The 24,684-nt window shown below is 52.5% G+C and carries 16 protein-coding genes; 6 read left to right on the top strand and 10 right to left on the bottom strand.

Annotated elements, in window-relative coordinates:
• From ACA055_RS26425 to ACA055_RS26410, 4 genes are all read left to right on the top strand, one after another.
• Complete coding sequence (locus tag ACA055_RS26425; RefSeq protein ID WP_497681266.1) at nt 1–1,620, top strand: DUF2300 domain-containing protein; 1,620 nt, start codon at nt 1–3, stop codon at nt 1,618–1,620.
• A 3-nt stretch (nt 1,621–1,623) separates the two neighbouring features.
• The gene (locus tag ACA055_RS26420) at nt 1,624–2,439 is read left to right on the top strand and encodes a YfaP family protein (RefSeq protein WP_497681265.1); all 816 of its coding nucleotides are present in this window, start codon (nt 1,624–1,626) and stop codon (nt 2,437–2,439) included.
• Between the two features lie 183 nt (nt 2,440–2,622).
• Complete coding sequence (locus ACA055_RS26415; protein WP_497681264.1) at nt 2,623–2,886, top strand: helix-turn-helix domain-containing protein; 264 nt, start codon at nt 2,623–2,625, stop codon at nt 2,884–2,886.
• Nucleotides 2,886–4,226, top strand: coding sequence for a type II toxin-antitoxin system HipA family toxin (locus ACA055_RS26410; protein ID WP_497681263.1), 1,341 nt, complete (start codon nt 2,886–2,888; stop codon nt 4,224–4,226). Before ACA055_RS26415 ends, ACA055_RS26410 begins: the two co-directional genes overlap by 1 nt.
• Nucleotides 4,227–4,531: 305 nt before the next feature.
• Here ACA055_RS26410 and ACA055_RS26405 read toward each other — a convergent pair whose 3' ends face one another.
• Nucleotides 4,532–5,515 carry an HNH endonuclease family protein gene (locus tag ACA055_RS26405; RefSeq protein ID WP_497681262.1) on the bottom strand — a complete coding sequence of 328 codons (984 nt, stop codon included), beginning with the start codon at nt 5,513–5,515 and terminating at the stop codon, nt 4,532–4,534.
• Nucleotides 5,512–7,827, bottom strand: coding sequence for an AAA family ATPase (locus tag ACA055_RS26400; RefSeq protein ID WP_497681261.1), 2,316 nt, complete (start codon nt 7,825–7,827; stop codon nt 5,512–5,514). Before ACA055_RS26400 ends, ACA055_RS26405 begins: the two co-directional genes overlap by 4 nt.
• A gap of 604 nt (nt 7,828–8,431) precedes the next feature.
• Between ACA055_RS26400 and ACA055_RS26395 the strand changes: the two genes are divergently transcribed.
• On the top strand, nt 8,432–9,301 hold the full coding sequence (locus ACA055_RS26395; protein ID WP_497681260.1) for an HNH endonuclease: 870 nt from the start codon (nt 8,432–8,434) through the stop codon (nt 9,299–9,301).
• Between the two features lie 97 nt (nt 9,302–9,398).
• Here ACA055_RS26395 and ACA055_RS26390 read toward each other — a convergent pair whose 3' ends face one another.
• From ACA055_RS26390 to ACA055_RS26355, 8 genes are all read right to left on the bottom strand, one after another.
• Nucleotides 9,399–9,821: a very short patch repair endonuclease gene (locus ACA055_RS26390; RefSeq protein ID WP_497681259.1), complete on the bottom strand. Its 423-nt coding sequence runs from the start codon at nt 9,819–9,821 to the stop codon at nt 9,399–9,401.
• A gap of 213 nt (nt 9,822–10,034) precedes the next feature.
• Nucleotides 10,035–15,464, bottom strand: coding sequence for an ATP-binding protein (locus ACA055_RS26385; RefSeq protein ID WP_497681258.1), 5,430 nt, complete (start codon nt 15,462–15,464; stop codon nt 10,035–10,037).
• A gap of 1 nt (nt 15,465) precedes the next feature.
• On the bottom strand, nt 15,466–17,007 hold the full coding sequence (locus tag ACA055_RS26380) for a hypothetical protein (protein WP_497681257.1): 1,542 nt from the start codon (nt 17,005–17,007) through the stop codon (nt 15,466–15,468).
• A 4-nt stretch (nt 17,008–17,011) separates the two neighbouring features.
• Nucleotides 17,012–19,126, bottom strand: a complete 2,115-nt coding sequence (locus ACA055_RS26375; protein ID WP_497681256.1) for a hypothetical protein — start codon at nt 19,124–19,126, stop codon at nt 17,012–17,014.
• Nucleotides 19,127–19,345: 219 nt separating this feature from the next.
• Nucleotides 19,346–21,037, bottom strand: a complete 1,692-nt coding sequence (locus ACA055_RS26370) for a DNA cytosine methyltransferase (RefSeq protein WP_497681255.1) — start codon at nt 21,035–21,037, stop codon at nt 19,346–19,348.
• Between the two features lie 630 nt (nt 21,038–21,667).
• On the bottom strand, nt 21,668–22,162 hold the full coding sequence (locus tag ACA055_RS26365) for a JAB domain-containing protein (protein ID WP_497681254.1): 495 nt from the start codon (nt 22,160–22,162) through the stop codon (nt 21,668–21,670).
• Between the two features lie 134 nt (nt 22,163–22,296).
• On the bottom strand, nt 22,297–23,265 hold the full coding sequence (locus ACA055_RS26360) for a DUF932 domain-containing protein (protein ID WP_497681253.1): 969 nt from the start codon (nt 23,263–23,265) through the stop codon (nt 22,297–22,299).
• Nucleotides 23,266–23,358: 93 nt separating this feature from the next.
• Nucleotides 23,359–23,688, bottom strand: a complete 330-nt coding sequence (locus tag ACA055_RS26355) for a hypothetical protein (protein ID WP_497684496.1) — start codon at nt 23,686–23,688, stop codon at nt 23,359–23,361.
• Between the two features lie 498 nt (nt 23,689–24,186).
• On the opposite strand from ACA055_RS26355, the gene ACA055_RS26350 reads away from it, so the two are divergent.
• Entirely contained in the window at nt 24,187–24,420 is a 234-nt protein-coding gene (locus ACA055_RS26350) for a helix-turn-helix transcriptional regulator (RefSeq protein ID WP_497681252.1), read from the top strand.
• Nucleotides 24,421–24,684: the final 264 nt, after the last annotated feature.

Genomic DNA, 24,684 nt, shown 5'->3' with positions numbered 1-24,684 from the left:
ATGACCCGGCCTCTGGTCTGGTTGCTGCTGTGCTTGATCCCTGCGCTGGCGACAGCGCAGGACGAACCTTTGCGCCTGGCCTTCAAAGGTGAATTGCTTTCTTTGAATCGGACTCAGGTGATTTCCCGTGAGCCATTGCCTGCCGATTTGGAGGCACCGTTGGGCAGTCTGTGGAAGTTGTTCGTCTACGGCTGGCTGGTGGACACCGGTGCCCGAGAGTCGCCTTATGAGTGTCGCGGGCAGTCGAAGGAAGAAGTTTATTGCTGCACTACGGGCGGAAAGATTGGTCGCGATCAGGCGTTGGTGAAGTCTTGCGGGTTGTATTTCGAGCCTCAGCGGTTGGGCATTGCCGACGCGCAGTGGCGCGAGTATTGGCAAGCGCGGCAAGCGCCGAAGTGGTTGCTGGATTTGCCTTCGTTGCAGCCTGCCACTCGGGTTTCAGTGCCTGAGTTGCTTAAGGTGCTGGCGCTGATGCCAGCCCAGGATCAGGCACGGCGAGTGTTGCTGGATGTGGTGCTGAATGCCGCCGACGGCAATGTCGCGGGCGAACTCGGTGGCCGGTTGCGGGTGAAAACCTGGAGCTGGTTGGGGGATCATGATCCTTCGTCGCGTCAGGGTGGGTTTGCCGGTTGGACGGCGGATGGCACGCCGATCTGGGCCGGTGGGCGAGGGACCAGTCAGATGGTCTTGCGCAATTACGGTGAGGCGTTGTCCTCTGTGTTATCAGTTGATTGGCCTTTGGATGCAGGACGCTGTGTCGAAGTAGGGCTGTTTTCACGTTATCCGATTAGCCGCGTTTTGGCGGGGGATCGTGTTGTTGCATCGGGGCCTATGCAGGGCGACTATCGCGTCGAATTCACCAACGGCAACCAACTCGATATCCACAGTGACGGCGAACTCTTTCTGCTCAACGACAAGTTGATCGCCCGTCTGGACCGCGAAGAATACGTCGCCCGCGTCCTCCAGCGCGAAGCCAGCCCCGAACCTGCCGAAGCCGCCAAAGCCCTGGCCGTTGCCATTCGCACTTACCTGCTGCAAAACGCCACGCGAAACGGCGACTGTTTGAGCATCGACGACAGCAGCAGCCGCCAGCGCGTCGCCCCGCGCCCTGCCACTGCCGCATCACGCAACATCGCCGCCTGGACCAGCGACCTGGTTCTCGCCGGCAGCACCGTCACCTACCACTCCGACCAACCCGGCCCGGACAAACTGTCCTGGCAACAAGCCGTCGAACAAGCCAGCGGCGGCCAACGCTACGACGCCATCCTGCTGCACGCCTACCCGCGCGCGAGCCTCAGCCGCTGGGACAACCCCGTCGCCTCCTGCGAAGCGCTGCCCGCCGCGCAAGACTGGCTGCTGAACCAACGCCGCGGCTGGCGTCCGCGGTTGGAAAGCGAGGTTGGCTACAACGAAATCAGCACCTTCGCCGTTTGCCGCCTGACCTTCGGCCGCCCCTATGTCGACCGCGAACGCCAGCGCCTCTACGTGCGCGGCGTGTTGTCGCTGCAAGACCGCCTCGACCTGACCCACGAATACCTGCACCTGGCCTTTGAAGCACACCCCAACGGCCAGGATGAAACCTACATCGAAGGGCTCGCCCGCCACCTCTTGCTGGAATAGGCCATGAAACTCCGTTATCCACAGGTCTTCCTGTTCCTCTGCTCTTTTTGTGTATTGCCAGCGGCGTTTGCTGTTGATGGCGCCGTCAAACTTGATACTCCTGTTGGCGGCTGGCGCACCGGAGCATCCGAAGGCGAGGGCGAACACTTCCGCCAGACCGTCAACTACCCCGCGTCCTCGGTCAACACCCCCGTGGGGCAGGCCAACACCGCCCGCATCACCGGCCAGATCAACGCCACACCCAAGAGCAACGAGCCGGGCCGATTGATCATCAACGGCGTCAGCATGCCGCTCAAAATCGACCCCGCCGGCCGCTTCGATCGCCCGTTCTCATTCCCCAACGGCAGCAACAGCGTCGAAGTCCGCAGCCCCGATGGCCAACAACGGCATCGCACGCAATTCCTCAACGCCAGCGGCGGGGCAACGCCGGCCAAATTGCGGGTGCTGCTGGCCTGGGACAGCGACGGCACGGATCTGGATCTGCACCTCATCACCCCTGATGGTGCGCACATCTGGTACGGCGATCGCGTTGTTCCCAATGGTGCTGCGCTGGATGTCGACGTGACGACAGGGTACGGCCCGGAAATCTTCGCCATGCCCGCGCCGATCAAGGGGCAGTATCTGGTGTATGTGAATTACTTCGGGGGCGGGTATCGGAGTGATGACGAGGGGCAGGAGGATGCGGTTCAACCACTGACGACCGCGCAGGTGACGGTGATTACGGAAGAGGGGACGCCGAATGAGAAGATGGAGACTTTTCTCGTGCCGATGCGGGCGGTGGGGGAATTGACGTTGGTTAAGGGGTTTAGTTATCCGTGAGACGAAATTTCAGCGGAAACAAATTGATGCTTGCAGGCTACAAGATTTAATTTCAAGGTCGTTTTTGTGGCTTGGGAGCTACAAGATGACCCTTGATTGAAGTTAAATCGAAAGTTGTGGTTTTGTGTCTCCAGGGCTACATTAATCGACGTGATAACGATTTTTGATGCTCGAGGGCTACAAATGACCACTCTGTTTGACGTTGCTGAAATGTTGAAACAGGCCCGAGGTGCAGCTCATCTGAGTCAAGAAGCCTTGGCTAACCGTGCTGGAGTATCCCGTTCGACCGTGGCGCGAATGGAAACCATGGCTAAAGGCGATATGAGCGTCTCGGCTTTCGTCCGCTTGTTAGAAGCGGCCGGGTATGATTTGAAGCTGGTTAAGACCGGACATGAGCGCACTGTTGAAGACATCCTTGCCGAGCAGCGCTATGGGGTTTCTGAATAATGATTCTGGATGTTCATGTCAAAGCAAGATTGGTCGCCAAACTCTACCGAGAGCGCGACGAATATGTCTTGAAATACCAGCCAGGAACAGAGAACGGGGACTTTGTCAGCTTGGCGTTGCCTGTTCGTGAAGAGCCTTGGCGATGGCCTCGCGATCTGTTCCCGTTTTTTCGGCAGAACTTGCCTGAGGGGTATTTGCTGGGGGTCATCCGTGAGGAATTTGGTTCATTGCTCGACGGTACCGATCTTTCGCTGTTGGCTGTGATCGGTGGTGCCGGTATCGGGCGGGTGACCGTCACGCCGGAAGGTGTCATGCCGGGTGCCGAAATGGAACCCTTGGAAATTGAGCAATTGCTGACTGCCGAAAACACCACTGAGCATTTCGCTGCACTGGTGCGCCGTTACGCACGAGCGGCGATATCGGGTGTAGTGCCCAAATTCATCGCGGCCGATATCAGACATCACGATTTATCCTTGGGTAAACCCACCCTGCGTACTGGTTTTCACATCATCAAAGGCTCGGACGATACGACGCCCTACCTGGGCTTCAACGAGTTCTACACCATGCGCGTGCTGGAACGATTACAGGTCGTACCGGTAGCCACATGCAGCATGTCGGACGATGGGCGAGTATTGGTAGTGGATCGTTTCGACGTCGATGAACACGGCCAGCCACGCTGTGGGCTGGAAGATGCATGTGGATTGTTGGGGCTTCCACCTCATGAGAAATATGCCACCACCATCGAACGAGTATGGAACGCCACGCGTCCCTACATACCTGGAGACCGGTTACGTGAACAACGTGAGCACTTCGGCTGGAATATTCTGGCCAACTACGTGGTGCGAAACGCCGACTGTCACGCCAAAAATATCGCGCTTTATTACACCTCGCGAGCCAACGTCGCGTTTACACCGATCTATGACCTGGTGACCACTCAGGCTTACCCGCGTTTCGCCTCCAACCCCCCAGGTTTATCTGTGGGCGGTCGGCAGACCTGGACGCCGGGCCGCACACTCGAAATCTTCTTCAATGGTGTTTTGGGTATTCCCCCGCGTCAGTACGCCACGATGGTCGAGCAACTGTGCGAGTCAGCTGTCGCCGTGGGAAACGAAGTGATCGAAGCCGCGAAAAACGAGCCAGCCTGGCGTGATGTGGCCAAACACATGGTGCATGCCTGGAACGAAGGTATGGAAACATTACGTAGTCAGAAAGCGGCCCCGCATTTTCGAGGCTTGGATACCGCCATCATGGAGGCGGGTTACTCAGGCCCTCGAGCGGCAGAAAGCAGTCGAGTACAGATTGGCCGTTCCGAGTTGCTGGCACCAAGAAAGCGCAAGTAAACCCCCGTATCAGGCAAGTACACGACTGAAACAGTGCGGAGGGACTTGCTCCGCTAGGGCTGATCTATCTCGCAACTCGTTGAGTGGCACTTTCTACCAGGCATTAAAAAGCCGGCTTGTGGCCGGCGGTTTTTTTGAATTTTTGCCTTATTTTGCTAGGCATTGTGAAGCTAAATATTTTTGTCCCCCCATTTGTCCCCCCAGGCTGACTTTGCGTGGTTGGTTTTGAAGGGCAGAGTCAGAACCAGCTAGCGCTGAGCTTAACGTTCACATAGCTAAGTATCAATGTACCGCCCGGGCAGCATTTAGGTTGCGAATAGCAAAAATGCTTCGAGCTTAATTCCGAATTTTTCCAAGGTCTCGAATTCGCCGCGCTCGTACGCCACTCTCACCCATCCCCTTTTGGCTGCAATATAGACTGCCTCAGGGAGCATCATGGTTCTGATACCCATTACAGTCTTGGCAATATGGTCGAGATTCTCCGATCGACCATCGTCGGGGAAGTCGGCCGAATTTGCCATTCGATTATGTTGGCGTACCAGCCTCTGCAGGTCATCGATCTTTGATCTGAGTTCATTGATCTGGTCTCGTCTAGCTTCCACCAGATCTTTACGTTGCAACGCATAAACGTCGATCGATGCTTTGCCCCGCGGACTTTCGACGCCGTTCACCATGGCCCGTACCAAGCCGGTCTCGTCGAATGCAAGGTGTTCCGTTGGCTGATCGACACAGGGATGCAGCAGTAGCCGCAGATCCGCCTCGGCGGCAATATTTCCACCGTGTGCCCGCACTCGCTTGGATTCGTCCGATAGGGGAAATTGGCTGCCTTTCCCAAGGAGGGTATTTGCGCTTTGCCCTGGCACTTCATGGTTGCGTACACGATTGCAGTGTTGGCATGAAATCAAAAGATTATCCCAATCACCTGCGAGCCAGTAGTAACCTGGTTTGAGTTCGGTCGTGCCCGAGCCAATAGAAGCCTTGGGTCGATAATGCTCAATATCGGCAGAGCTCACTGCTCCAAATTTGCTCTCGCAATAAGCGCATTTGCTTCGAAAATCTCTGGCTAAGACGTTCGCAAGCGCTTTGTCTTTGTAGACTTTAAAGCTGAAGGATTTCTCGCCTAATTTTTCGTTGTTGTGATAATTGGCGACGTTCGTGAAAAAGGTAATCGCAGCCGCGCGCTCGTGCTCAAAGCGGGTAACCTTTGTCTTCCCGTCCGCTGCTTTTACAGTCGTCTTTGTATAGAGAGGCAGCGTTTCCGCATCCGATGAGCGCGAAACGTAAATCATATCTGCTCCTCTCCAGTCTCTGCGATGTCACCAATTAGGTTGTCCCAGATTGCTGATATCTCACTAACCGCCTTCTCGCGAATTTCTTCGTGCGGGAGGTCTGGCAAAGATTTTTGCCTTGCCAGTAGGCGGTCGATCGCCTCAAGGTAAAGACCTTCGCGCTGGCTCTCTCCGAACTGTTTGCGTCGTTCGAGTTGGTTAGTTAGCTCTGTGAGTTCGACCTCATTCTGTTCATCGCGCGTATCCATCGCAAGTAACGCATAGTAGCGATCGAAGAGCCGTTCGACGTCGGGATCCGTTGTAGAGTTGAGCCCGAAGAAAGGCGATGTGAGCAACTGATCGACCCGGAAGTCAGCCGGTGAAGGTAGATCCGTAATGATTTCGACTTCATGGTTCGCTCCACGATGCATCACTACAATTTCACCCTCTGACAGTCCTCGAAGGCACAGAGGTTGATGAGTAGTGGTGATGAACTGGACCCCAGGCAGGGCTTGTCTCAGGCTATTGACGATTTGCATCTGCCAGGTTGGGTGCAAATGAGCATCAAGTTCGTCAATCATCACGATACCCTCGGCTTCCAATGGATTGCTCCAAACTCTGGAGAGGATCTCAAGCATGTCGACGGTTGCTGCAACGACGGTCTGATAGCCAACACTGAGGCTGCTCAGGCTGACATTCTCCCCTGAAGCATGAAGGAAAATGTTTCCTCGGCTTCGATCAAGATAGGCGTCTGGGTCAATCGCAAGTAAATCCTTGAGGATGATTGCGACGCGGTTGAAGTCTTTTCGGGTCAGACTGGCCAGCCATTTCTGTGCATCCATCAACGGGACGAAGGGATCAAAGAGGTTTTCCACCCGGGCAAAGTCGCCTCCTGGTGGTGAGTCGTTACTTATGCGTGGCGATAGGCGTGTAGCGCCATATCCTGCCATCACCGTCTGGGGCTCCCACGCAGTTCCTCTAACCTCGCCGTCAAGCATGATGCAGACGGTCTCTTTGGAGGGGCTAGTGAACTCGAGGTGGTCTTTGAATACCTTGAGTCGGTGTGGCGTGTCGAAGCCACTCATTTTCACGGCGATCTCACCGGAGCGGCAGCGGAATCGCACAAGCTCGGGAATACGGATGCGCTGCTCTTTGATAAGCTTTGAGATGTAGGCTGATCCACCTAATACGAGCGCGATCGCTTGGAGCACAGTGCTCTTGCCGGTGCCATTCTCACCGAGCAGCATCAACCAGCGACCTGCGCCGCTGCCTTGCGTCGCTAAATCCACATAAAAGGATCCTAGCGCTCGGATGTTTCGGATGGATATGGTCTCGATGGAGCGACGTTGAGACTTATACCGTTTGATCCCTTCTTCATCGGCCAGAGAGTAACTTGCCATTCGCTCTCGATAGGCCTTGGTCGTGCGAACTGCCCTCTTCACGCTTGCGGGGCCAGATACGGGGGCCTTACTTTCAAGTGATCGAAGGGTACGCTTAATGGCGTCGTCTTCTATCACCTCCGTCAATTTGTGGTTGTTTATTTGTTGCTCAAGCCGGGCTGTATCACGCCGCAGAAATTGTTGGATCATACCGGCATAACTGGCTTCGCTCGCCGCCATCTCAAGGAGCTCATCGAGAAACTGCTTGCTTAGGTCGACATCCTTGTCCATCGCCCAAATGACTCTTTCGAACAAGTTTCGATAGTTCTTCGCTGTCTTATGCCTTTCATTGGCGAGATTGGGTCGATTCAATCCCAGTATTGAGATCGTCGCATTTCCTCTTTCCGTTTCGCTGAAAACCAGCCCTTCATCTGAGAACGTAAGATGTGAGATTGGGTCGTCGAAGGTGGGGTTAAGCAGCAATGGTTGTTCCATCGACAAGTCCGTGCTCGGTGCAAAGGCGCGTTTGCTTTCATCAATTAAGGGAAATCGATTGTGCTTACCGATCGGCCCCTGCCCCTCACTTTTGTTTGCAGCAGAAAGCGACTTTCGATTGCAAGACTGACAAGCTATCAGCAGATTTTCCCAAGAATTGGCTAGCCACCAATAGCCCGGATGATCCCTGGCCTCGGAAACGCTCGCTTTCGGTCTGAACTGCTCGATGTCGGCAAAGGAACCCACGATCCGCGTCTCGCAGTAGGCGCATTTATCATGAAAGAGAGCGGATAGCGCTGCTTTTACAGTCGGGTGCTTATAAGCCGTGAACAGAAGTCTCCGCTGAGAGGACGCTCCCATGACTTCAGCTCCGGCGCGTGCAACTTCTAATGCCGCTTTGCTCGCCAAAGCAGCGTCCTCGAAGGGATTTTGGACAGATTTGCGGTCAACGAAGATCATCAGTAAGGGCCATCCAAATACATATCAGCGTCCGCAACTATAGGTGAAATCGGCCAAAAATCAGAACTGTTTAAGCATGCCCTCGGCCTCGGATGAACGGTTGCAATAACGTCGCAGAGCTTCGATGTCTTCGTCCTTGTCGGTGAGCAGCCATCAGCGTTCCTTCGAAGATGTTTACGCGCTCGCAGCGAGCACGGATTCGCATTCCTCTCAACGAAATATCTCAATATGCGATGATCTGGGCGTTGAGAGATTTGGAGTAGGGACAACACTGTAGCTGCTCAGAGGACCCGCATAAGAGACTAGAAATGGTGGTCACTGAAAATTTAAGTGCACACCATGTCTTGACTTCGCGGGACGCGCTAGATGCCCTGTGCCGGGCACATGCGCCTCTTGCGTGGGGCTGTCAAAATGTTCGGCAACGGATCGCGAGGCAAGAACAATCAGGGCGTTGCCTAAGCCCTATTCTCTCTGAGGACCGCAGAAGTTTTCTAGTTTCTCGGGAGATGTTAATGCTCCAATGGTGGCGTATTGATATTTTCTATATTGTCCGGTTCTATCTTCGCGTATGTTGATACAAGTGGATGCTAGTTCTGGAGTGAAAATGTCTCCCTTTGTAATTGGTCAAGAGTACGAAAGACCCCGTCTCCTTGAGTTTATTGGTAGTAGGCAAGCGCAGTCAGGTGTTCTTTGGGGGCGCGACGAGCTAGGATGTCTTATTTGTACATCAGGGGGGCGAGGTGGTAAGAAAGCTGGTTATTCAGATGAGCGACTTTCTGACGGTACCTGGTGGTATTTTGGCCAGGGCCGTACGGGAGATCAAACTCTGAGCAATGCCGCTAACTCTAAGCTATCTTCTGGAAAGTATTCAGTTCTACTCTTCACTACAAGAGAACCAACTGCGAAGGAAGTGGCCGATCGAGGAAATTATGGGAAATTGTTTTCCTATTGTGGACAGTTTAATGTCTCAGGATATGAGCAGTTCGTGCCGAATGATGGCGGTCGTCAAGGTGATAAGCTATGGCGTTTTCGTCTACTGCCTATTGGTGACGAGGGATATAATTACTACAGCGATGAAAGTGATCTGGATCTAGATTTATCCGGGGGCTTGCGAGAGATGCAGTATCGACTAACTTCTTTAGGCTCCAGAAAAGTTGAGACTCGGGCAAGTATGGCAGAGTATCGGTTTAGGAGTGCTGCGGTTCACCTCTACGCCTCTCTTAGATCAAGCGGGATATGCGAGGCATGCGGGCTTGTCGCTCCATTCGCTCGTCCTGATGGACGAGGATTTCTTGAAGTGCATCATCTCACTCGGCTTGCCGATGAAGGACCAGATTTGCCTTCAAATGTTGCTGCACTTTGTCCTAATTGTCATCGCCGTGCCCACTATTCTGTTGATAGACAGGAATTCGGTAAGAAGCTCAAAGATGCTATAGTTTTAAAGGAAAATATTGTTTTGGGTGGGGAGGGTTGATTAATAAGTTGTTTTTAATGAGTTTTCGCAAAAAAATATGTCGTTCGGGGGGAGGAGGATTAACGGTGTTTTCATTGTTTTGATGATAAATGCTCTCCTACTCCTGACGTATTAAATCCGCAAGTCGCTTGCCGGTGGCATTTGCTTTTTTGGTAGAGCTTACCTCGCACTCCCAAACGATGAATACTTTCCAACCTAATGCCTGTAGAGAAGACGTCACCCGATTGTCTCGGGCGACATTTTTTTCGAATTTCTCCACCCAAAATGCTGTATTACTTTTCGGTGTTGTCGCAATGCTGCAGTTAAGATGCCTGTGCCAGAAGCATCCGTGAACGAAAACTACTGCCTTGTAGCGGGGGAAAATTAGATCAGGTTTACCAGATAAACCACCGCCATTCAGGCGGTAGCGTAGGCCGAGACTATGCAATACTTTGCGCAATGCTATTTCTGGGCGTGTGTTATTTCCCTTGATTCGGGCCATCCTCTCTGACCGCTCTTTAGGGGAGAGGAAATCGGTCATGTTCGACCTCCAGATCGAGCGCGCCGGTTTAGTGCTTTAATTTTCCTCGTATACCAACTTTTAGAAAAATTGATCACGAACTACCTCTTCTGAAATATCGAGAGACCTATATGGCTTACGCATTTCTAAATGACACCTCAGGTTCGAGCAACTTCGTAGCGCAAAACTGAGGTGTAAAGATTTATAGGTTCTCGCAGTCCTCAAATTTACAAGCTAGTCCAGAGTGTAGAATGGGATTTCTTCAATGAACTCTCCACTCCAATCAAGTGTCTTGCAGAGGGAGTTGAATTTTTCCAGACTTGATATTCGATTTACCATGCTGTCAGAGGCAGCCGGTAAGCCGATTTTATCCAGATCTCTCGCCGTCAACCCAGGAACTTGGTGGATAAACCAGCTCCCGATCGGCTCTAGGTAATCTGTGCGCGTTGTTTTGAAGTGACTAAAGTACTGGGAAGCAAGGATTACGCCAACTCCGAACGCTCGGCCTTGTACTAGGAGTTTAGTTAGTACTTCAAACTCATAAGGCATAATGTTGTGGGCTTCATCTACCAATAGGTAGGAGTCAATGAAGCGTGTTTGTGGGGTGTTGCCCAGAAAAGGCTTCTTTTTTACCCTCAACATGTAATCGAGATAGAGGTTAAGGAAAATAACCACTACCATTTTCTTCAACTTCTCATCACTGAGATCTTTCAAGTCGATAGCCACAACTCCTTCGAAAAACTCGTCGAAGCTAACGATTTTAGTCGGATCATCTTCAAAGATTTCGTAATCCACCATATCACTGATGATTCCAGTCACTGAGTCAGGCTTATCGACGATCGCTTCGTAGTGTTTGAAAACGTCGTAGATAGTAGGATCACGTCCCTCGTCATCCCTCGAGCGTTGATAAGCCGTCTTGATAGCCTCCTTGAGATTTTTATCCTGAACCGGCGCGTTCACTGAGAATATCTTGCGCAGGATGTCCCGGAAGAAGCCGATTTTGTCGAGCATCGTCCGGTTGGAATTGTCCCCGTCCGTTGCGAATAAGTTCAGTGGTATCTTGTATGGAGATACAATCTTAACCTTAGCCTTGTTAATGAACTGGCAGCTATCTTCCGTATCGCTGAAGTCCCGCTTGTAGTCTAGAATCAAGACCTTAGGAGCCACTCCTCGGTTTTGCTCTGGTTGTTTTACCATCTGGTAAACCAAAGATTTTAGTAGCTGGGTTTTTCCAGTCCCTAGATCGCCAACTACTCCTATGTTGATGTTGTTTAGCTCAGTGTTGCCTGGGTGGAAAATGACTTCCTTGCTTCCAATTAGATCCTTTGTGTTGCCAATTTTAAAATGAAGTCCAGCGCCAGCTTCGGGAATGATAATTTCGAACTCATTGCTTGTAAGAACTGTTTCTCCTAACTGCGAGAATAGTTCGTTTGGCTCGGTCAAAATCTCGCTAAGTTCGTAGGGCTCGTCTGCTAACTGGTGGGTTTCTTGTTTATCTCCGAGAACCTGGATTTTTTCGTCGATTATTGTTTCCGCAGTGAAACTGCTGACTGCCAGCAGCCCCCAATTACCTACCTGCTTCACCATATCTGCAACCACCTGTGGCTGATTCCCAGACAGCAGGGCCCCAGCTAACTCTAAGCCGAGTACAGCTGTATTTTTTAGAGGACTTTTCCCTGTGCACACCACTCGACTCTTGGAAGTGTTCTCAATAGATATCAGGCGTCCTTCAGGGTCGAGTTCAATCTCGAGCTTATTAGACATCAAGCTGGCGATAGTTTGCTGGTGGTACTGAACCCAGCGAGGAGTTGCCTGAGCGACTTCAGTTTCACCGTAAACGCGGAAGCCATAGTCCAGCCAGCTGGCTATCAGGTCACGGTAAGCAATTCCCCAAAGGGCAGAATCTTTCCCGCGCTCTTTCAAACTATTGAGAAATCCGGCAAACGATTTAGCCTGGGTTAACGCTTCGTCACGCTGTCTTTCTGTCATCTCGGTGGAGCGGGCCTTCACCTCGATTGGCGTGATTTTGAGGGCATTCGGTTCGAGTAATTCGTCTCCTGCATCTATGCCGAAGGCGATGCTTAAAACGAGCAAGTCTGGCCTTTCTCTAGTCTCCGCACCTAACGCTTTGCGTAGCTCGTCGAAACGAGGCTGGAACACGTCTGCCGGGATCACGAGATTCACCATGCGGTTGCCAATTGCGGGAACCAGTCCCTTGCCTTCGCTACCGCGTTGGAAGTCTGACTGAAGCAAGCGTGCAGCTATCAGCATGCCTACTTCACCCAGGCTGGCTGAGCCCCCGCTGGTCAACCTTTTTAGAGTCGGGATCCCCCGCCGAGAAACTTCGTCAAGCAGTGAAGCCACTTGTTCGTCGCTGACGTTTCTTGTGCCGGGGAGCTGTTTCAGCACGTTCCTCACCGCCGTGACCATGGTTGGTGACTGCTTTGCCACCAAATAAAATCCACTCGATTGCCCCGCACCTGGCGCGTAACGGGGCAGTTCGAAGTCCCAGAGGTATGCGTCTTTGCCAGGGCTGTGGAAGCAGGTAGCGTCTACGGCAGAAGAAGAGATTGCGCTGTAGCGCGTATCCCTCAGTGAGTTGTTCAAAGTTTGTAAGTTGGGTGCGAAGCTTAGGCTGTCAAACTGGGCGTCGTTGACACACGCTGATTCGAGCAATTCCAGGGCTCGGGACAGGTTATCCTGCAATACGTCACCAGTTGATTCAGTAACGAATTGGCCAGCTCTGGATAGAGATAAGTACTGTCTGTGGGCAGCGGCGTTTTTCTTGATGCTAACGCGGGATACGCATGTAGGATCAACAGGGGAGAGCACGCCGTCTTTGCGGAATTCTTGGTCCATGGTCTGCAGGTGGTCGACAATGGATAGATCCCGCTCAGCGTGATCTCCTTTGCTCTTCGTATACCACCTAATCTTGGTGCCTGAGCGCTCCGTTAGGGAGGCAAGCACAGCTGGCCTAGGCTGCTCCTCCCGAGGTCTCTTATCTATGATCTGAAGTGTTAAACCTTGGGCAGGAGACCACTCGTCGGCTTCAGGCCCAAGATTCTCAAGGCACCACTCATCTATTCCATCATTGCAGGAGCTGTACCCAGATGAGTCGCTGTGCAGGGAAATCCGGAGAGTGGACTTGGCGGGGTAGAGGTGGCGGATTTCGTCTAAGGAGCGCTTCACCTGCTGCCTATTGAAACCATTTACCATTCCCTCGATCTTCAACCCCAGATCGTTGCCAAATACCCCTTCATAACTGCCTTTACCCACTTCGGCTATAAGATCAGCCCGCCACAGAACTGACCAGTAATCCGACGAGCTTTTAACAGCGACGAACCCTGCTGGATTAAAGCGTCCGTCCATATCTCTGCACTTCAGAGCCAGGCAATCGGGAAAGCTGTATGGCTCGATGATCCCTGCAACCGGGCAGGGCAAACCTGCATTAATCGAATCCTGCATGAGTTGCTGGGCATTGCATTGCCAAGCTAACCGAACCGGGTGAAAGGGCGACAGCAGTACAGCGAGTGGTTTCGACTCTAGAAACTGGCTTTGTTGCTGAGCCTTGTGAACCGTGATCAGATCTGCCCAAGCTGCCAGGGAGTTAGGCGCCGATAGCCAGTCTGCATACTCGCTCACGTAGCGCTCGATAATGCTGCGGTTATCTTTATCCAGCATGAGCTGGCCTAGGCTGAGTGCCTCAATTGTGCATCCTTTAACGTCGCAAAGTTTCTTTAGAAGCTCCCGTGCTTGTTTCCGGGCTTGCAGGTAACCGGTAGGGGGCGCTAGCTCGTCCGTCCTTGGGCGCGGATCTAGGGACAAATGAAGGTTGGAAATACGAGGCTGCGAGGTCCAATCTGGTTGATGCCAGCTCTCCTTAAAGCCGGGGCCAATAACCAATGGTTGGTATGACTCCTCACTCTCTAAAATCCATTGCTCTAGTAGAGTCAACATGGATTGCTCGACATCCGTCTTCGCCACGTTTTCAGAGCGGGTGCAGTTGTTGGTGACTAATCTGTCGAACTCGCTAGAGGCTCCTTTGGCCGTAAATTCGTTAGCACTAATATTGAGAACATAGGTGATCGGCCCATCTAGCTCGGGAAGGCTCATCTCGAAGCTGATCTGACAATCTTCGGTTATCTCAATAACGGCTAATGCGTGGCCCTCTTGTACTTCGGAGGTTGTCAGTGGCCAAACCGCTTCGCTAGCGTTTACCCCCTCGCCGAATTGACCGCAAATGCTGTCAGGCAAGCTCACGGCATTACGGAAAAAAAACTCGATAGTCTGGGTGCCTGTCCCGTTGCTCACCAATTCACATTCGTACTGATTGGTGGTCCTCGCTCCACGGCCTACCTTTTTCTTTTTAAAAGGAGTTAATTTCTGTGCTGACCGGCAGTTTAGTACCACTGAAGGAAGGTAGGACTCCAGTGATATTAGTTTGAATGTGGCAGGCTTTTCCTGCTTATTGCAGGTGAATTCATAGCGGATGTACTGTTCATGATCACAGGGCCACAAATTATCATCCCAGTGAGTTTCAAGATCACTAATGGTGATCTTCTGAATCAGCTCAAGGGTTTTCCGACCTGAGGCTCGGTACACGGAGAGTTCCTCTCCTAGCAATTCTTCGTCAACTCTGAGTAGGAATTGGGGCGAACTTTTCACAACTGCTAATTGGCTAGTCAAAGTAGGGCGGAACAACTCATTGGCACAGGTAATCTTGAGCGTGCCCAGATTTTTACTTTCTTCCTGATTGAGCAGCTCGATCCACACAGATTGCGACAATACGTCCCACCATTGCGCCCCTTGAGCATTCCCGGCCTTGGCGTAGTTCCCGAACGGGCGGGTAACGAATCTCTGGGGCGTCCGGTACAGCAACACGAGGTCCTGACTTAACAGTTTTAGGGCCTCGGAAACCTCCGCTGAGCCCGTATCCTCTTGCAACAAGTGAATACCGGCCGTGAAGCCATGAGCTTGCATGTAGTTGGCAATATCGTAGTTTATCTGTGGCTCGGGAGATTCGCCGTCTTCCAGCTTGGGTACCCCAAGGGCGTGACATAGGTCCCGGCTGGTTTTTCCATTCCCCCCTAGATCGTACAAGGCTCGGAGCAACTCCCAGGGTTCCTGCATGTCCCCAGCCTGGGCAGACTCGATGAAGGCCTCCTCCAGAGCTTTCCAGGCCAGCTCTTTCTCCAGAACGGGCACATCTTTAAAGCGGCTTAAGACTGCCTCGAAGACATCCTGTACGAATGGTTCCTCTCTCCATGTAGAGAAAGACACGTGATTTACCCGATTCAAACCCAGTTTGTTTGCTGTGGTATCTGTAGATAACAACGGGGGGGAATTGATGGTCGAAAGTGCCAAGTAAGAGCCATATGAGGTTCTTATCGCCACGACATGGTTGCTCGAACACCTGGTGGTATTCTGGTGCGAAGGGTCTTCAATCCCTTCTTGAACTCGCAATACGGGCACCAGCATTACATGGCCAGCAGATTCAAGCTCCAACCGGGGGCCCATTGCATCAAATCTGTCGTAGATCTCGTCGAGAATGCCCGCTGGAGGAGCAGAGAACGTGACCCTCAAGTTATTATTTTCCGACGAGATAAAGTGTCCAGCTTCTGCTCGTATCTTCGATACCAGATAGCCAATAAAGTCACCGATCACGTTAGTTTCCTTCTTTGCCGGCTTTCGCCAAGGGGCTAGCGATAACCATGCCACCTTCAGCATCGGGGCTATCGATGGCGATGGACATATCTCTCAGTCTCTTGTTCAAGCTTTCACCTTTCCCTAGGGCCATCTCGGCGCTGATGCCGTACCCGGCCAACTGCTGACACAGATTTTGAACAGTGCAGGGGCCTGTTACCCGACTGGCTGCGCAATGGACCATCAACAACGTCGACAGGGGGCCGAGACCAACAACACGCGGTGAGTTTGAGTGGTTGCCGCGCTTCTCCATGTAGTACCCCTGATCATAACCGTCGAGTCCGGCCTCGGAAGTTATGCGTTGGCGAGCAACGTGTTCTAGGAATTCCAACACATTCTTCGACGAGCCCTTCTTGCATTCGGCAACCTTGGGGTCACTTTCTATCATTTGGTTGAAGTTATTAAGATACAGTCTGAAGTCAAACTTACCGCGATGCTGGGCTAGATAATCCAGAGTTTCGGCAATCTCTGCAGTGGACCCTAGGCTAACCTGCGCCATATCAAACCCGGCTTGCTCCAGCATATGCAGCAACAGATTCAGGGCGCCACGGCCTTCGATGTAATGACGTGCCGCCTCCTTTATCGGTTTCGCTGTAAGTTGGCCAAGACTCCAAAATCCTTTACCTGTTGATAGCTTTTCAGCTACTTCATCCTCGCTATGGCACTTCCCTAGGCTCAGCGCTTCCTCTATAAGCTCGCAGCATTTGTTGTTAGCGTGGCAACACCAGGTAACGTGAGCGGCCGTTCCTATCCTACACAAAGACTCCAACATGCTTACCCATTGCCTACGGGTAAGGTCCTGCTTTAAATCGAGCACCACATGGAGATCTTCAACAAAGCGCTTGGCTGGGCAATCAAGGTTTAACGGGCTTGGGAAGGTGCCTTCATCCTGCGGGAACTCACTAGGCATTTTCCAGGCATCACTTATCTTTTCTACACGCCAGGACTCGAATTCTGATTGCAGCATCCTGGCCCAAACATCATCTTCTTCCGAAGTGACGCTTAGCTTGTAGAAAAGCTTCTGCCAGGTTGCCAGGGCTGCGTCGTAGTCATCGCTGCCTAGGGCAACCATTCTTGCCACGAGCTTACCTGGATTCCATGGGTGGCCCCTGAGCCGCGCTGACATGGAATATAGGGTGGCGTCGGGTACAAGCGGGGAAATTTGGTTTCCTCGCTGGCGAGATTGTCCCGAGAGATTCGGTGTCGCGATCACCCGGTTTACCACCGTGTTCCACAGCTGAATATCGAACGCCACCTCGCTTTGCGCGCTATTCGGACGCCTCCCAGTTGCCAGCTGTTTTTTGAAAGGTGTTCCAAGTTCCCAGACGGTTTCCCCCACAGCTTTGTTATCGACGAACCCTACGTTCCTATATAGGGACGCGAGCAGGATTTCGCCCGTTGTGACTTCGGGTGAAGGTGTCAAGTGCAAGAAGCTACCTTTGTAAGTCTTGTGCAAGCTAGACTTCTGCCAGGGGTCGCTCAAATAGTCCTTTAATTTATCCATCGACTCAGCCCCTGAACCGGATAGTTTTGCCAACTTTCAACGTGTAGGTGTCCTGGCCTATGGTCAGATCAACATTACCGTCTACGAAATTCTTGTCCCTTGCTATCTGGCCAGCAGTTACCGATTTCACTTCGTCGAACAGGGCAAACACCTCCTGTGGAAGGGAGGCGGGGTCTAGCCCTTCCTCGAGCTCCACGAGAGCCTTGTACAGCGCAAAAGTGACCGGTACATATCGGTTGTGAACCTTGATGAATGGGAAGCGGTTTGCCGGCCGGGAAATATCTCCTTTGAACATTTCCATTGAGGTTTTAACGCTGCGCACACGTAGCGACACTTCCCTGTCCCAGTGTGCTACTGGCTGGCCAAAAGTCGTAGATAGGGGGATTTTGAAAAAACGCCTGTCTTCGTTTACTAGTTGTTCGACGAGGTCTTCGAGGTTTTCATGCTGAAAATCGCTCTGGTACAAACCGGCGTAATCCGCGAATAGCTTTACATCCTTGGATACCCCGTACTTTAATCCGAGGCTCCGTTTTGCCAGCCTTCCTGCGAACTGTCTCATGGAGGACTGTAGCCGCCGCACTTGTCTGGATACCTTGGAGGGATGGTGTTGGTCCATCAAGGCTTCGTCTGCTTCCGATAGCTGTGCAAGTAGCTTGCGTTCGCTCGGTGCCAGACGGTTGGATACCAGCTCCAGTCCGTCTTTTATGGAGAGACTAAAGTGCTCATCCACATCATTTACGGTAACGATCTTTCCATCCTTCGCCTCGGTATACATCTTCTGTTCGCCGTATAAGAGCGCGGGATCCAAGAAGGTGGCGAAATCACCTGATAGAAGTTCACTGATAGCAGTGTGTTCTTTCTCGGCTAGGACTTTGAGAGATCCAAAATGATACTTCGCCATGTTGAAGGCTTTTTCGTCAAGCTGGTCTGGAACCTTTGATCCTGCGAACACTGCGTGGTAAGCCTCGAGATGCTTGCCTGAGGCTAGTCGGGGCCAGTTGGAGAACAGCCGGTGATGATACAACCGAGAGGTCAACAAGTAGCGAGCACGAGCTCCTGCCAAAGTGCTGGGGCCCTTTGCCTCCAGTTGCAACATCTTGGCCGTCCAGTCGCAAGGCGCGTAGGACTTGCCGTCGATCGTCAAGGATCCTGGTTCCCCAATGAAAAGGTGGGACACCAGTGAGTACAAGTCGCGAAACGTCCATCGTTTGCCAGACGCGAGCTCGTAGTAGTAAAGAAACTGGATCAGGTTATCGCGAGCTTTTTCGTTCGCCAGCAAAGTTTTATTTTGACAAAACGGGCAGTCTGCCTTGTTGTTGCACGCTGGCGTCCACTTTTCCTCGGCCAGGGCCTTTTCCAGTACTCGATGTGCAACTGTACTGCCTGGATCGCCATCTCGGGGGGCAACCAAAGAGTCCACGTCCATGGGCCACAATGCAAGGTTGCTTTCTTGAAGGGGCCAGCAAGCCGGGGCATCTACGCCTCCACTCACGGCGGAGACGATTCTTGCGATAAATGAAGCCATCTCTGTGTCGCCAGTTCGGATGGCAAGCGATGACGTGTTTGCCAGAATCCCGCGATTTACACAGCCGATGTAAATACCTTTGTACTCACCGTACCTAATTGCCCGTAGTTCTTTTAGTAGCAGCGACTCTGCTGTCTCACCTGGTTGCGCCGGGTCTTTTTCAGTGGCGTCTTGCACCAACCGGATAACAGGAATCATGCCACTACCATCAGGTACGATTCCGTCGAATTCAACCTCAGTTCGGCGAGGGGGGAGAGACCCTGATGGGTTCCTGTACTGGTTCGAGAACTTAGCCAACAGCTGCCCACCCGCACCGCTTAACCGATCAAAAGTCTCGATGGCCCCCTCAACCGCATCAGTTTTCCCATTTCCGGGCCCGCCGACCAGTAAGACGGCCGAAGGAGTTCCAGGGATGCCTGCGATAACTGAGTCAACCCAGCTCGACAATTTTTCTACTAGCGGGGTTTTTAGTTGCTCTTTTACGGGCCTTCCGGACTCTTCTTGAAAGGGCTGCCTGACACCTCCTTTCTTGGCCCCAGACCAGTTAATCAGTCCCTCTGGGTAAAGCAATTCATCTTGCCTTTCAAATTCCATGTAACCCCTTGAATTCAATTGCTGGAGCGGCTGCGACCTTTCGATGAGCCAGGTCGATATAAATTGCGCAGAGTGGCGCCGGGAAGATGGCTTCCCCCTAAGCAATAGCTTTTTCCTTTGCAGCTGTCGAGCGGAAGGATGGCCGGCCAAAACGATAAGGTAGAGAGGTCGCGCGGCCCTTCCAGTTGGGTGCCATCCATCTCCCTTGAGCCCTATGTTTTAAGCTATGGCCAAGGTTTCTTGTTCTACTTGATCGACTGCTTGTTGGCTAGAGACCGCCATGGCTTCATCCAGTACCGACCTGATGGCTAGGCCAATGGCTCTTGCAAGGTAAGGAGGAACAGCATTGCCTACCTGCGTGTACCGCGGGCATTCTTTAGTACGTTGGCTACCGCCCGTGGTGAATTTGCCTCGGAACTGGAACCAGTCGGGAAACGACTGCAGGCGTGCAGACTCTCGGACGGTCAGTATTCTGGGCTCGCTGTAGTGGAGCACATCGTCGGGCAACGTTGTTATTGTAGGTGCGGGATTTTTCTCGTGCATTAGGCAAATGCGGTGCTTCTTGAGGCCATATTTTTCCCTTTGGGCCAAGCTCATCAAACCACCCCTAACGCACTCGGGGTCCTGAATGATCCTCATGAATCGTTCACTGATTTCGGGCTTGTGTTTTGCTAAGCGTACGCTGTCCATAGAACCGTCGCTCCCTTGATGCATAAGGGTTTGGTAATGTGTCCGAGGCCCCTTATATGCGAGCTCTAGAAAACCGGTACGAGAGAAGGGATCAGTACATGGTCTTGTCCCAACGTGCGTTATTTCCAAATCAGAAATGGCCTCCGACGCGCTGACAACTTCTGGAAGGCCAAGCTCCTGCAGTTGGTTCAGCCTTGCTTCCTCTAGAAGCTCGAAAGCTCTGTTGGCGCCGCCACGGAGATGGCGAGCGAGATCTTTGTGGATCCCTATTACGATTAGACGTGGGCGCTTCTGGGGAACTCCAAAAAGTGAGCAGTCCACTATTTTACCGAGGACTTCATAGCCGACGCTATTCAGGCTTTCGACAAGCTTGTCATAGTAGGAATGGGGCTTCACTTTCGTTAAGCCAAGTTCTTCTTTCCAAGATTTGGCTTTATGCGCGACCTTCATGCCCGGTACGTTTTCCAGAACAATGGCCGCTGGCTGAATGGCCTTGACCATTTCCACATACTTCTCAAACAGTTGGTTTCGAGGGTCGGACTCTAGTCGCTTCCCTGCGAAGCTGAATCCTTGGCAGGGAGGGCCTCCTGCAAGCACATGAACTTTGCCCTTGAGCCTGGAAAGATCAAGTGGGTGCTGTTCAAGAATGTCATCGATACCCCAGGCTTTTCTTTCCAACCAAGAGGGCCATTCGAACTGGGGTACGGGCACGTCACGCCCTTCGAGCAGGTTTGCCGAAAGCGTAGAAAAAGCCATTTTGTCGCGTTCGACGGCAAAAACGCCGTTTAGCCCTGCGAGCGATAGACCTAGAGATAGGCCTCCACAGCCCGCAAAAAGATCTGCGAACATCAAAGGTTGCCCGTGGGCGGGTAGCGGGGGGAGGGTTTCGAAGTTTTTCATGGGCTCCTGCCCGGATACGGTCGTTTTCAGGGTAGGGAGCGTCTCGCGAAGCCCTTGGCTATCGCCTATATAGACAGAACGATGGTGGTCTTTTTTCGCCACCGCTGCTTGATGCCTACTCGGCATGCTGACTAGTGGTAGTCCGGTAGGCGCCGAGGGGGCAATAGTGATGGATAATGGATTGCCCCGCAAGCAAGCGCAATGGCTTGGGCTGACTGGAGGCTGGCTTGATTTGAGATTACAGGCTTCACATATGTCGTTGAATTTATCTAGAAATATTGCATCGGAAAAGCCTTGGGCTTCGCTTGGTGGTACCCACATGGTTGCGCTCCTTAAGCCGCTTTGAAACCGGAGTAATCTCGCTTAAGCACAGCCCTATGCTGGCTTCTTCAGGCGCTACCGAGGGATGGTATTGAAGAGTAAGCAGATAGGTCCAGGTGTTTTGGATGTATGGTTTGGCTACTGTGATTATATACAGTATCTGCTCAGGGGCTACTGGCGCCAGGCGCGTTTGTCGACTGGTGAGGGGCTAATCAATTGCAGGATGCTTTGAGCAGCATCGTTCGCGAGGGGCGCCGAGTGAGCGACATGAGCGATCCTGTAGGAATAGATCCTAGGGGTTCGGTCGGACAGATAAAAAATGAATTTAGACAGACAGGAGGCGTTTCAGCCTCCTGTCCGATTTCTGCCTTATTCGACGCAAGGAAGGCGTTTGAGAAGCCATTGAAGGAGCAGTAAAGCGATGACAACGACGATTAGGATCAGCGGAAATCGCAGTATCAGAATTACAGTCAGCACTACTGCTGAAGCACTTGCCAGTACACCGATGAAGGTGAGAAGTGTTATCAAGAAATGTATCAGCGCCATGGGAGTCTCCTCGTTTTAAGGTGATTTGGCTCGGTGAAAGTTTTAGGTGCCACCTGCCGAATTGGCCGGGCTTGTACGTGCCGCTTACAGATCTCGCTCTGCCATTGATTTGCAGCCTTCATGGCCCACCACAACGTGATCCAAAATCTGGGTGCCAACCATGTCCAGGGCGTTTTTAAGGGGCGTGGTCGATCTACGATCGGCTTGCCTACTTTCTTGGATGGCGAAGGGTTGGTTATGAACCAGAATCAAAGCTGCAGCGTTGTGTTCCAGTACGATTTTCACCACTTCTCGTGGACACACGCTGCCCCCCTCTAGAGGACTTCTGAATAGCTCTCTGAAACCAATAACCCGGTGCTCGGTATCGAGCAGTAACAAAGCAAAGAATTCGTAATCATGAAATTGCAGCAGAGTCTGTAGGTGACTGAATACGAGCCTGCGCTCAGTCAGCGCCCGTCCTTTAGACAGGCGGTACATCGCGAGTTGTTGAGCCATCTGCAAGACGTCTGCCTCGGTGAACGGTGATTCCAGGGCAAAGGTACCGGTCGTTTCACCGGATTTGAGCTTGGGATATTTCATGCTGGGATTCCTATCCGAACGCGTGAAAGCACTAGGGAGTGGGTGGCGCAGTTACTGGAGGGGGCGGTGCTGGGATTAAATGATTCCGAACACCCCATTAGGGGAGAGCGCTCGGCGGGGCTGTGTTTGATGGTTCACGCAACGAGTTGTAAGGCTGCATTGAGTGCCTTCTGTTTGATTACTGCGCCTTGCCCAAACCATGCCGAATCCATTCGATATTCAGAACTCCTGGCACGCTTTTCATGATCCACATATTCAGTCACGGCGTTTAGCAAGCCCCAGGCTGTTCCGCGAGCGGACTCCATATCAGATCCTCTGCCTTTACCTTCGTAGAGGCTTTGTACCTTCTCCATAGCTCGCTTGTTGGGCAGTACATTGGGAATCGGGTCATGCACACCGGTGTCGCACAGCACGTCCATAAAGAAGCCGATGACCTCTTTCGTCTGAACTTTGCGTTCGGCGAGGGCGCGCATCCGGTACATGAAATCGTCCCATTGCGAGACGGCGATGCCCGGGTGCTTTTTGACCGTGCGCGGATCAAAGCGAGTGCTGTGCGGCACCTTGATGGCGTGAGTGGCGCCGTTCAGGGAAATGCTCAAGGTGTTGCTGCAGACAACACGCACGGTAGTGGGCGTGGCAGTGGTGGCCAGTGTGCCGTCGCAGGAGGTGGCCAGCAGCAGGTAACCGTTGACCTGATCATTACCCTTCAGCGCCGTGGCCTGACCGGTTCTGGCGAGTGCCCAGAACTTGCGGCCTCCCTTGAGCACGCCAGCGGTTTCCAGCTCGTAACCGGAGAACTCCGTCAGGTCTCGGTAGAACTCCAGCACTTCACGCGGCTGCACCACCTGATAGCGATGCGAGACCACCGACAACGGTGCTTTGGTGTCGGAGCGATACAGCACCTTTTGTTCCGGGAATGAGTGAATGCTGCCCAAATGGCCAGCGGCCTCGGCCTTGTAATGCACCGAGCTGTCCTGGATCTGCCAATTCATCCCTGCTTCACGTTGCCAGACTTCCAGCGGTTGTTTTTCAGTGAGGCGACTACCTAAACCATGCCAAGGGGTAGCGCCAACGTAAGCCATTTGTTCGATGAGATGAGCCATGGGAAACATTCCTTCGGGTGCAGGTCGGCATAAAGCACTGCGCAGAACGCAGCACGGACCGGATTAATGTGAGGGAGTTGAAAGCTGCGCCGATTAAGTGGGCAGGTTGAAGCGATGTCCGCAGACCAAACACAGGTTGTTGGCCAGCACATGGCGATCCAGCTTTTCGCCGAGTTGAGCGCCCAGAACGCATCCACCGACACCGCCAGCCAATCCGCCGAGGATGGCGCTAGAGACTGAACCGAATCTGATACCCGGTGGACGGATATGAACGCCGAGAGTGACCCCGATTTGACTGCCGGCGAGTGCGGAACTTGCGCCTTGTGCCGCGCCGCCAATGGAACCAACAAGTGCGCCAACCGTCATGGCCGTTCTGCGAGACGCGATTTTTGGGGAGGTACAGCAAGGACACTGAAATGACATGGGGTTGGATTCCATAGGGGATATTCAGTGTCGTGATATAGGCTCGAAATAGGTTTCAGTGTTGGGTTGATACGCGGTTAAAGGGCGGTGTGACAGTCTCAGCGAGCAGCGTTCCCCAGCCCAAAACGTACGGAGTTGGTTCCTACCCTGCGTGGTTAGTTCCTATTGCTGGGAAACGGCTGTTGTCGGGTTATTCAAGGTCTTTGACCAAAAGATTGGCTTGGATCGACTCACCAGTGAAAAATTACTGGAGCACCCTATGGCATGTTCAGTACCCACACCATCAGCTCCTGCCCTATCAGCTACCCAATAAGGGCACGACAGCGACGTCGATGAAAGGCTGTCGCCAGGTACGAGGAAAGCAAACGGTTATAGGTGGCTACCGCATTTGTCCAGTTCGTGTCAGAGCACACTCTGTCTGCGCAGAAAAAAAATACTGATCGCTGTCGGCTTTTGTCGGGCGGGGCTGAAGCCTAAAGTCGCGTCATTCCCAAACACATGACGAGAACGCCAATGACAATTATACAACGTGATTTCTACCCGAGAATTGTACGACTCAAGGAGTTGACCGGACGCATCGGCCTCGGACGCTCGACGATCTACGACCGCATGAATAAGCTATCGCCGAGGTATGACGCTACCTTTCCAAGACCGATCAAACTGGGATCTGTAGCCATTGGTTGGATCGACTCCGAAATCACCATTTGGATTGAACAGCGCATGTCTGCCTAGAAAGCGTGCTAATCATTGAGCCGCCTCTCTACCTATGGAGAGGCTTAATTCTCTCTACTGTTTTGTAATTAAATCTAGCACTAACTCTGTATGGCGTTTCAATTCATATTTCAATTGCCGGGTGCGCTACAGGCAGTGCTTTGATTAGAGTTTGCTTGCCTTAATATTTCTGGTTTATATGTTATTAGCAGTATCAGTGGTTGCTATTCATTTATTACAACCGAAGGGGTCTATAGTAAGTAGATACTAGAGTGATGCGCTAGG

Source organism: Pseudomonas sp. LBUM1657 (assembly GCF_059716075.1).
This window is presented reverse-complemented; position numbering and strand designations above follow the sequence as displayed.

Excerpts from the sequence above, each read along its gene's own strand:
- ACA055_RS26420 (WP_497681265.1), top strand. The coding sequence starts at position 1,624 with ATGAAACTCCGTTATCCACAGGTCTTCCTGTTCCTCTGCTCTTTTTGT.
- ACA055_RS26410 (WP_497681263.1), top strand. The coding sequence starts at position 2,886 with ATGATTCTGGATGTTCATGTCAAAGCAAGATTGGTCGCCAAACTCTAC.
- ACA055_RS26390 (WP_497681259.1), bottom strand. The coding sequence starts at position 9,821 with ATGACCGATTTCCTCTCCCCTAAAGAGCGGTCAGAGAGGATGGCCCGA.
- ACA055_RS26375 (WP_497681256.1), bottom strand. The coding sequence starts at position 19,126 with ATGGAATTTGAAAGGCAAGATGAATTGCTTTACCCAGAGGGACTGATT.
- ACA055_RS26415 (WP_497681264.1), top strand. The coding sequence starts at position 2,623 with ATGACCACTCTGTTTGACGTTGCTGAAATGTTGAAACAGGCCCGAGGT.
- ACA055_RS26360 (WP_497681253.1), bottom strand. The coding sequence starts at position 23,265 with ATGGCTCATCTCATCGAACAAATGGCTTACGTTGGCGCTACCCCTTGG.
- ACA055_RS26425 (WP_497681266.1), top strand. The coding sequence starts at position 1 with ATGACCCGGCCTCTGGTCTGGTTGCTGCTGTGCTTGATCCCTGCGCTG.
- ACA055_RS26400 (WP_497681261.1), bottom strand. The coding sequence starts at position 7,827 with ATGATCTTCGTTGACCGCAAATCTGTCCAAAATCCCTTCGAGGACGCT.
- ACA055_RS26350 (WP_497681252.1), top strand. The coding sequence starts at position 24,187 with ATGACGAGAACGCCAATGACAATTATACAACGTGATTTCTACCCGAGA.
- ACA055_RS26355 (WP_497684496.1), bottom strand. The coding sequence starts at position 23,688 with ATGTCATTTCAGTGTCCTTGCTGTACCTCCCCAAAAATCGCGTCTCGC.
- ACA055_RS26405 (WP_497681262.1), bottom strand. The coding sequence starts at position 5,515 with ATGATTTACGTTTCGCGCTCATCGGATGCGGAAACGCTGCCTCTCTAT.
- ACA055_RS26370 (WP_497681255.1), bottom strand. The coding sequence starts at position 21,037 with ATGTGGGTACCACCAAGCGAAGCCCAAGGCTTTTCCGATGCAATATTT.
- ACA055_RS26395 (WP_497681260.1), top strand. The coding sequence starts at position 8,432 with ATGTCTCCCTTTGTAATTGGTCAAGAGTACGAAAGACCCCGTCTCCTT.
- ACA055_RS26380 (WP_497681257.1), bottom strand. The coding sequence starts at position 17,007 with ATGGATAAATTAAAGGACTATTTGAGCGACCCCTGGCAGAAGTCTAGC.
- ACA055_RS26365 (WP_497681254.1), bottom strand. The coding sequence starts at position 22,162 with ATGAAATATCCCAAGCTCAAATCCGGTGAAACGACCGGTACCTTTGCC.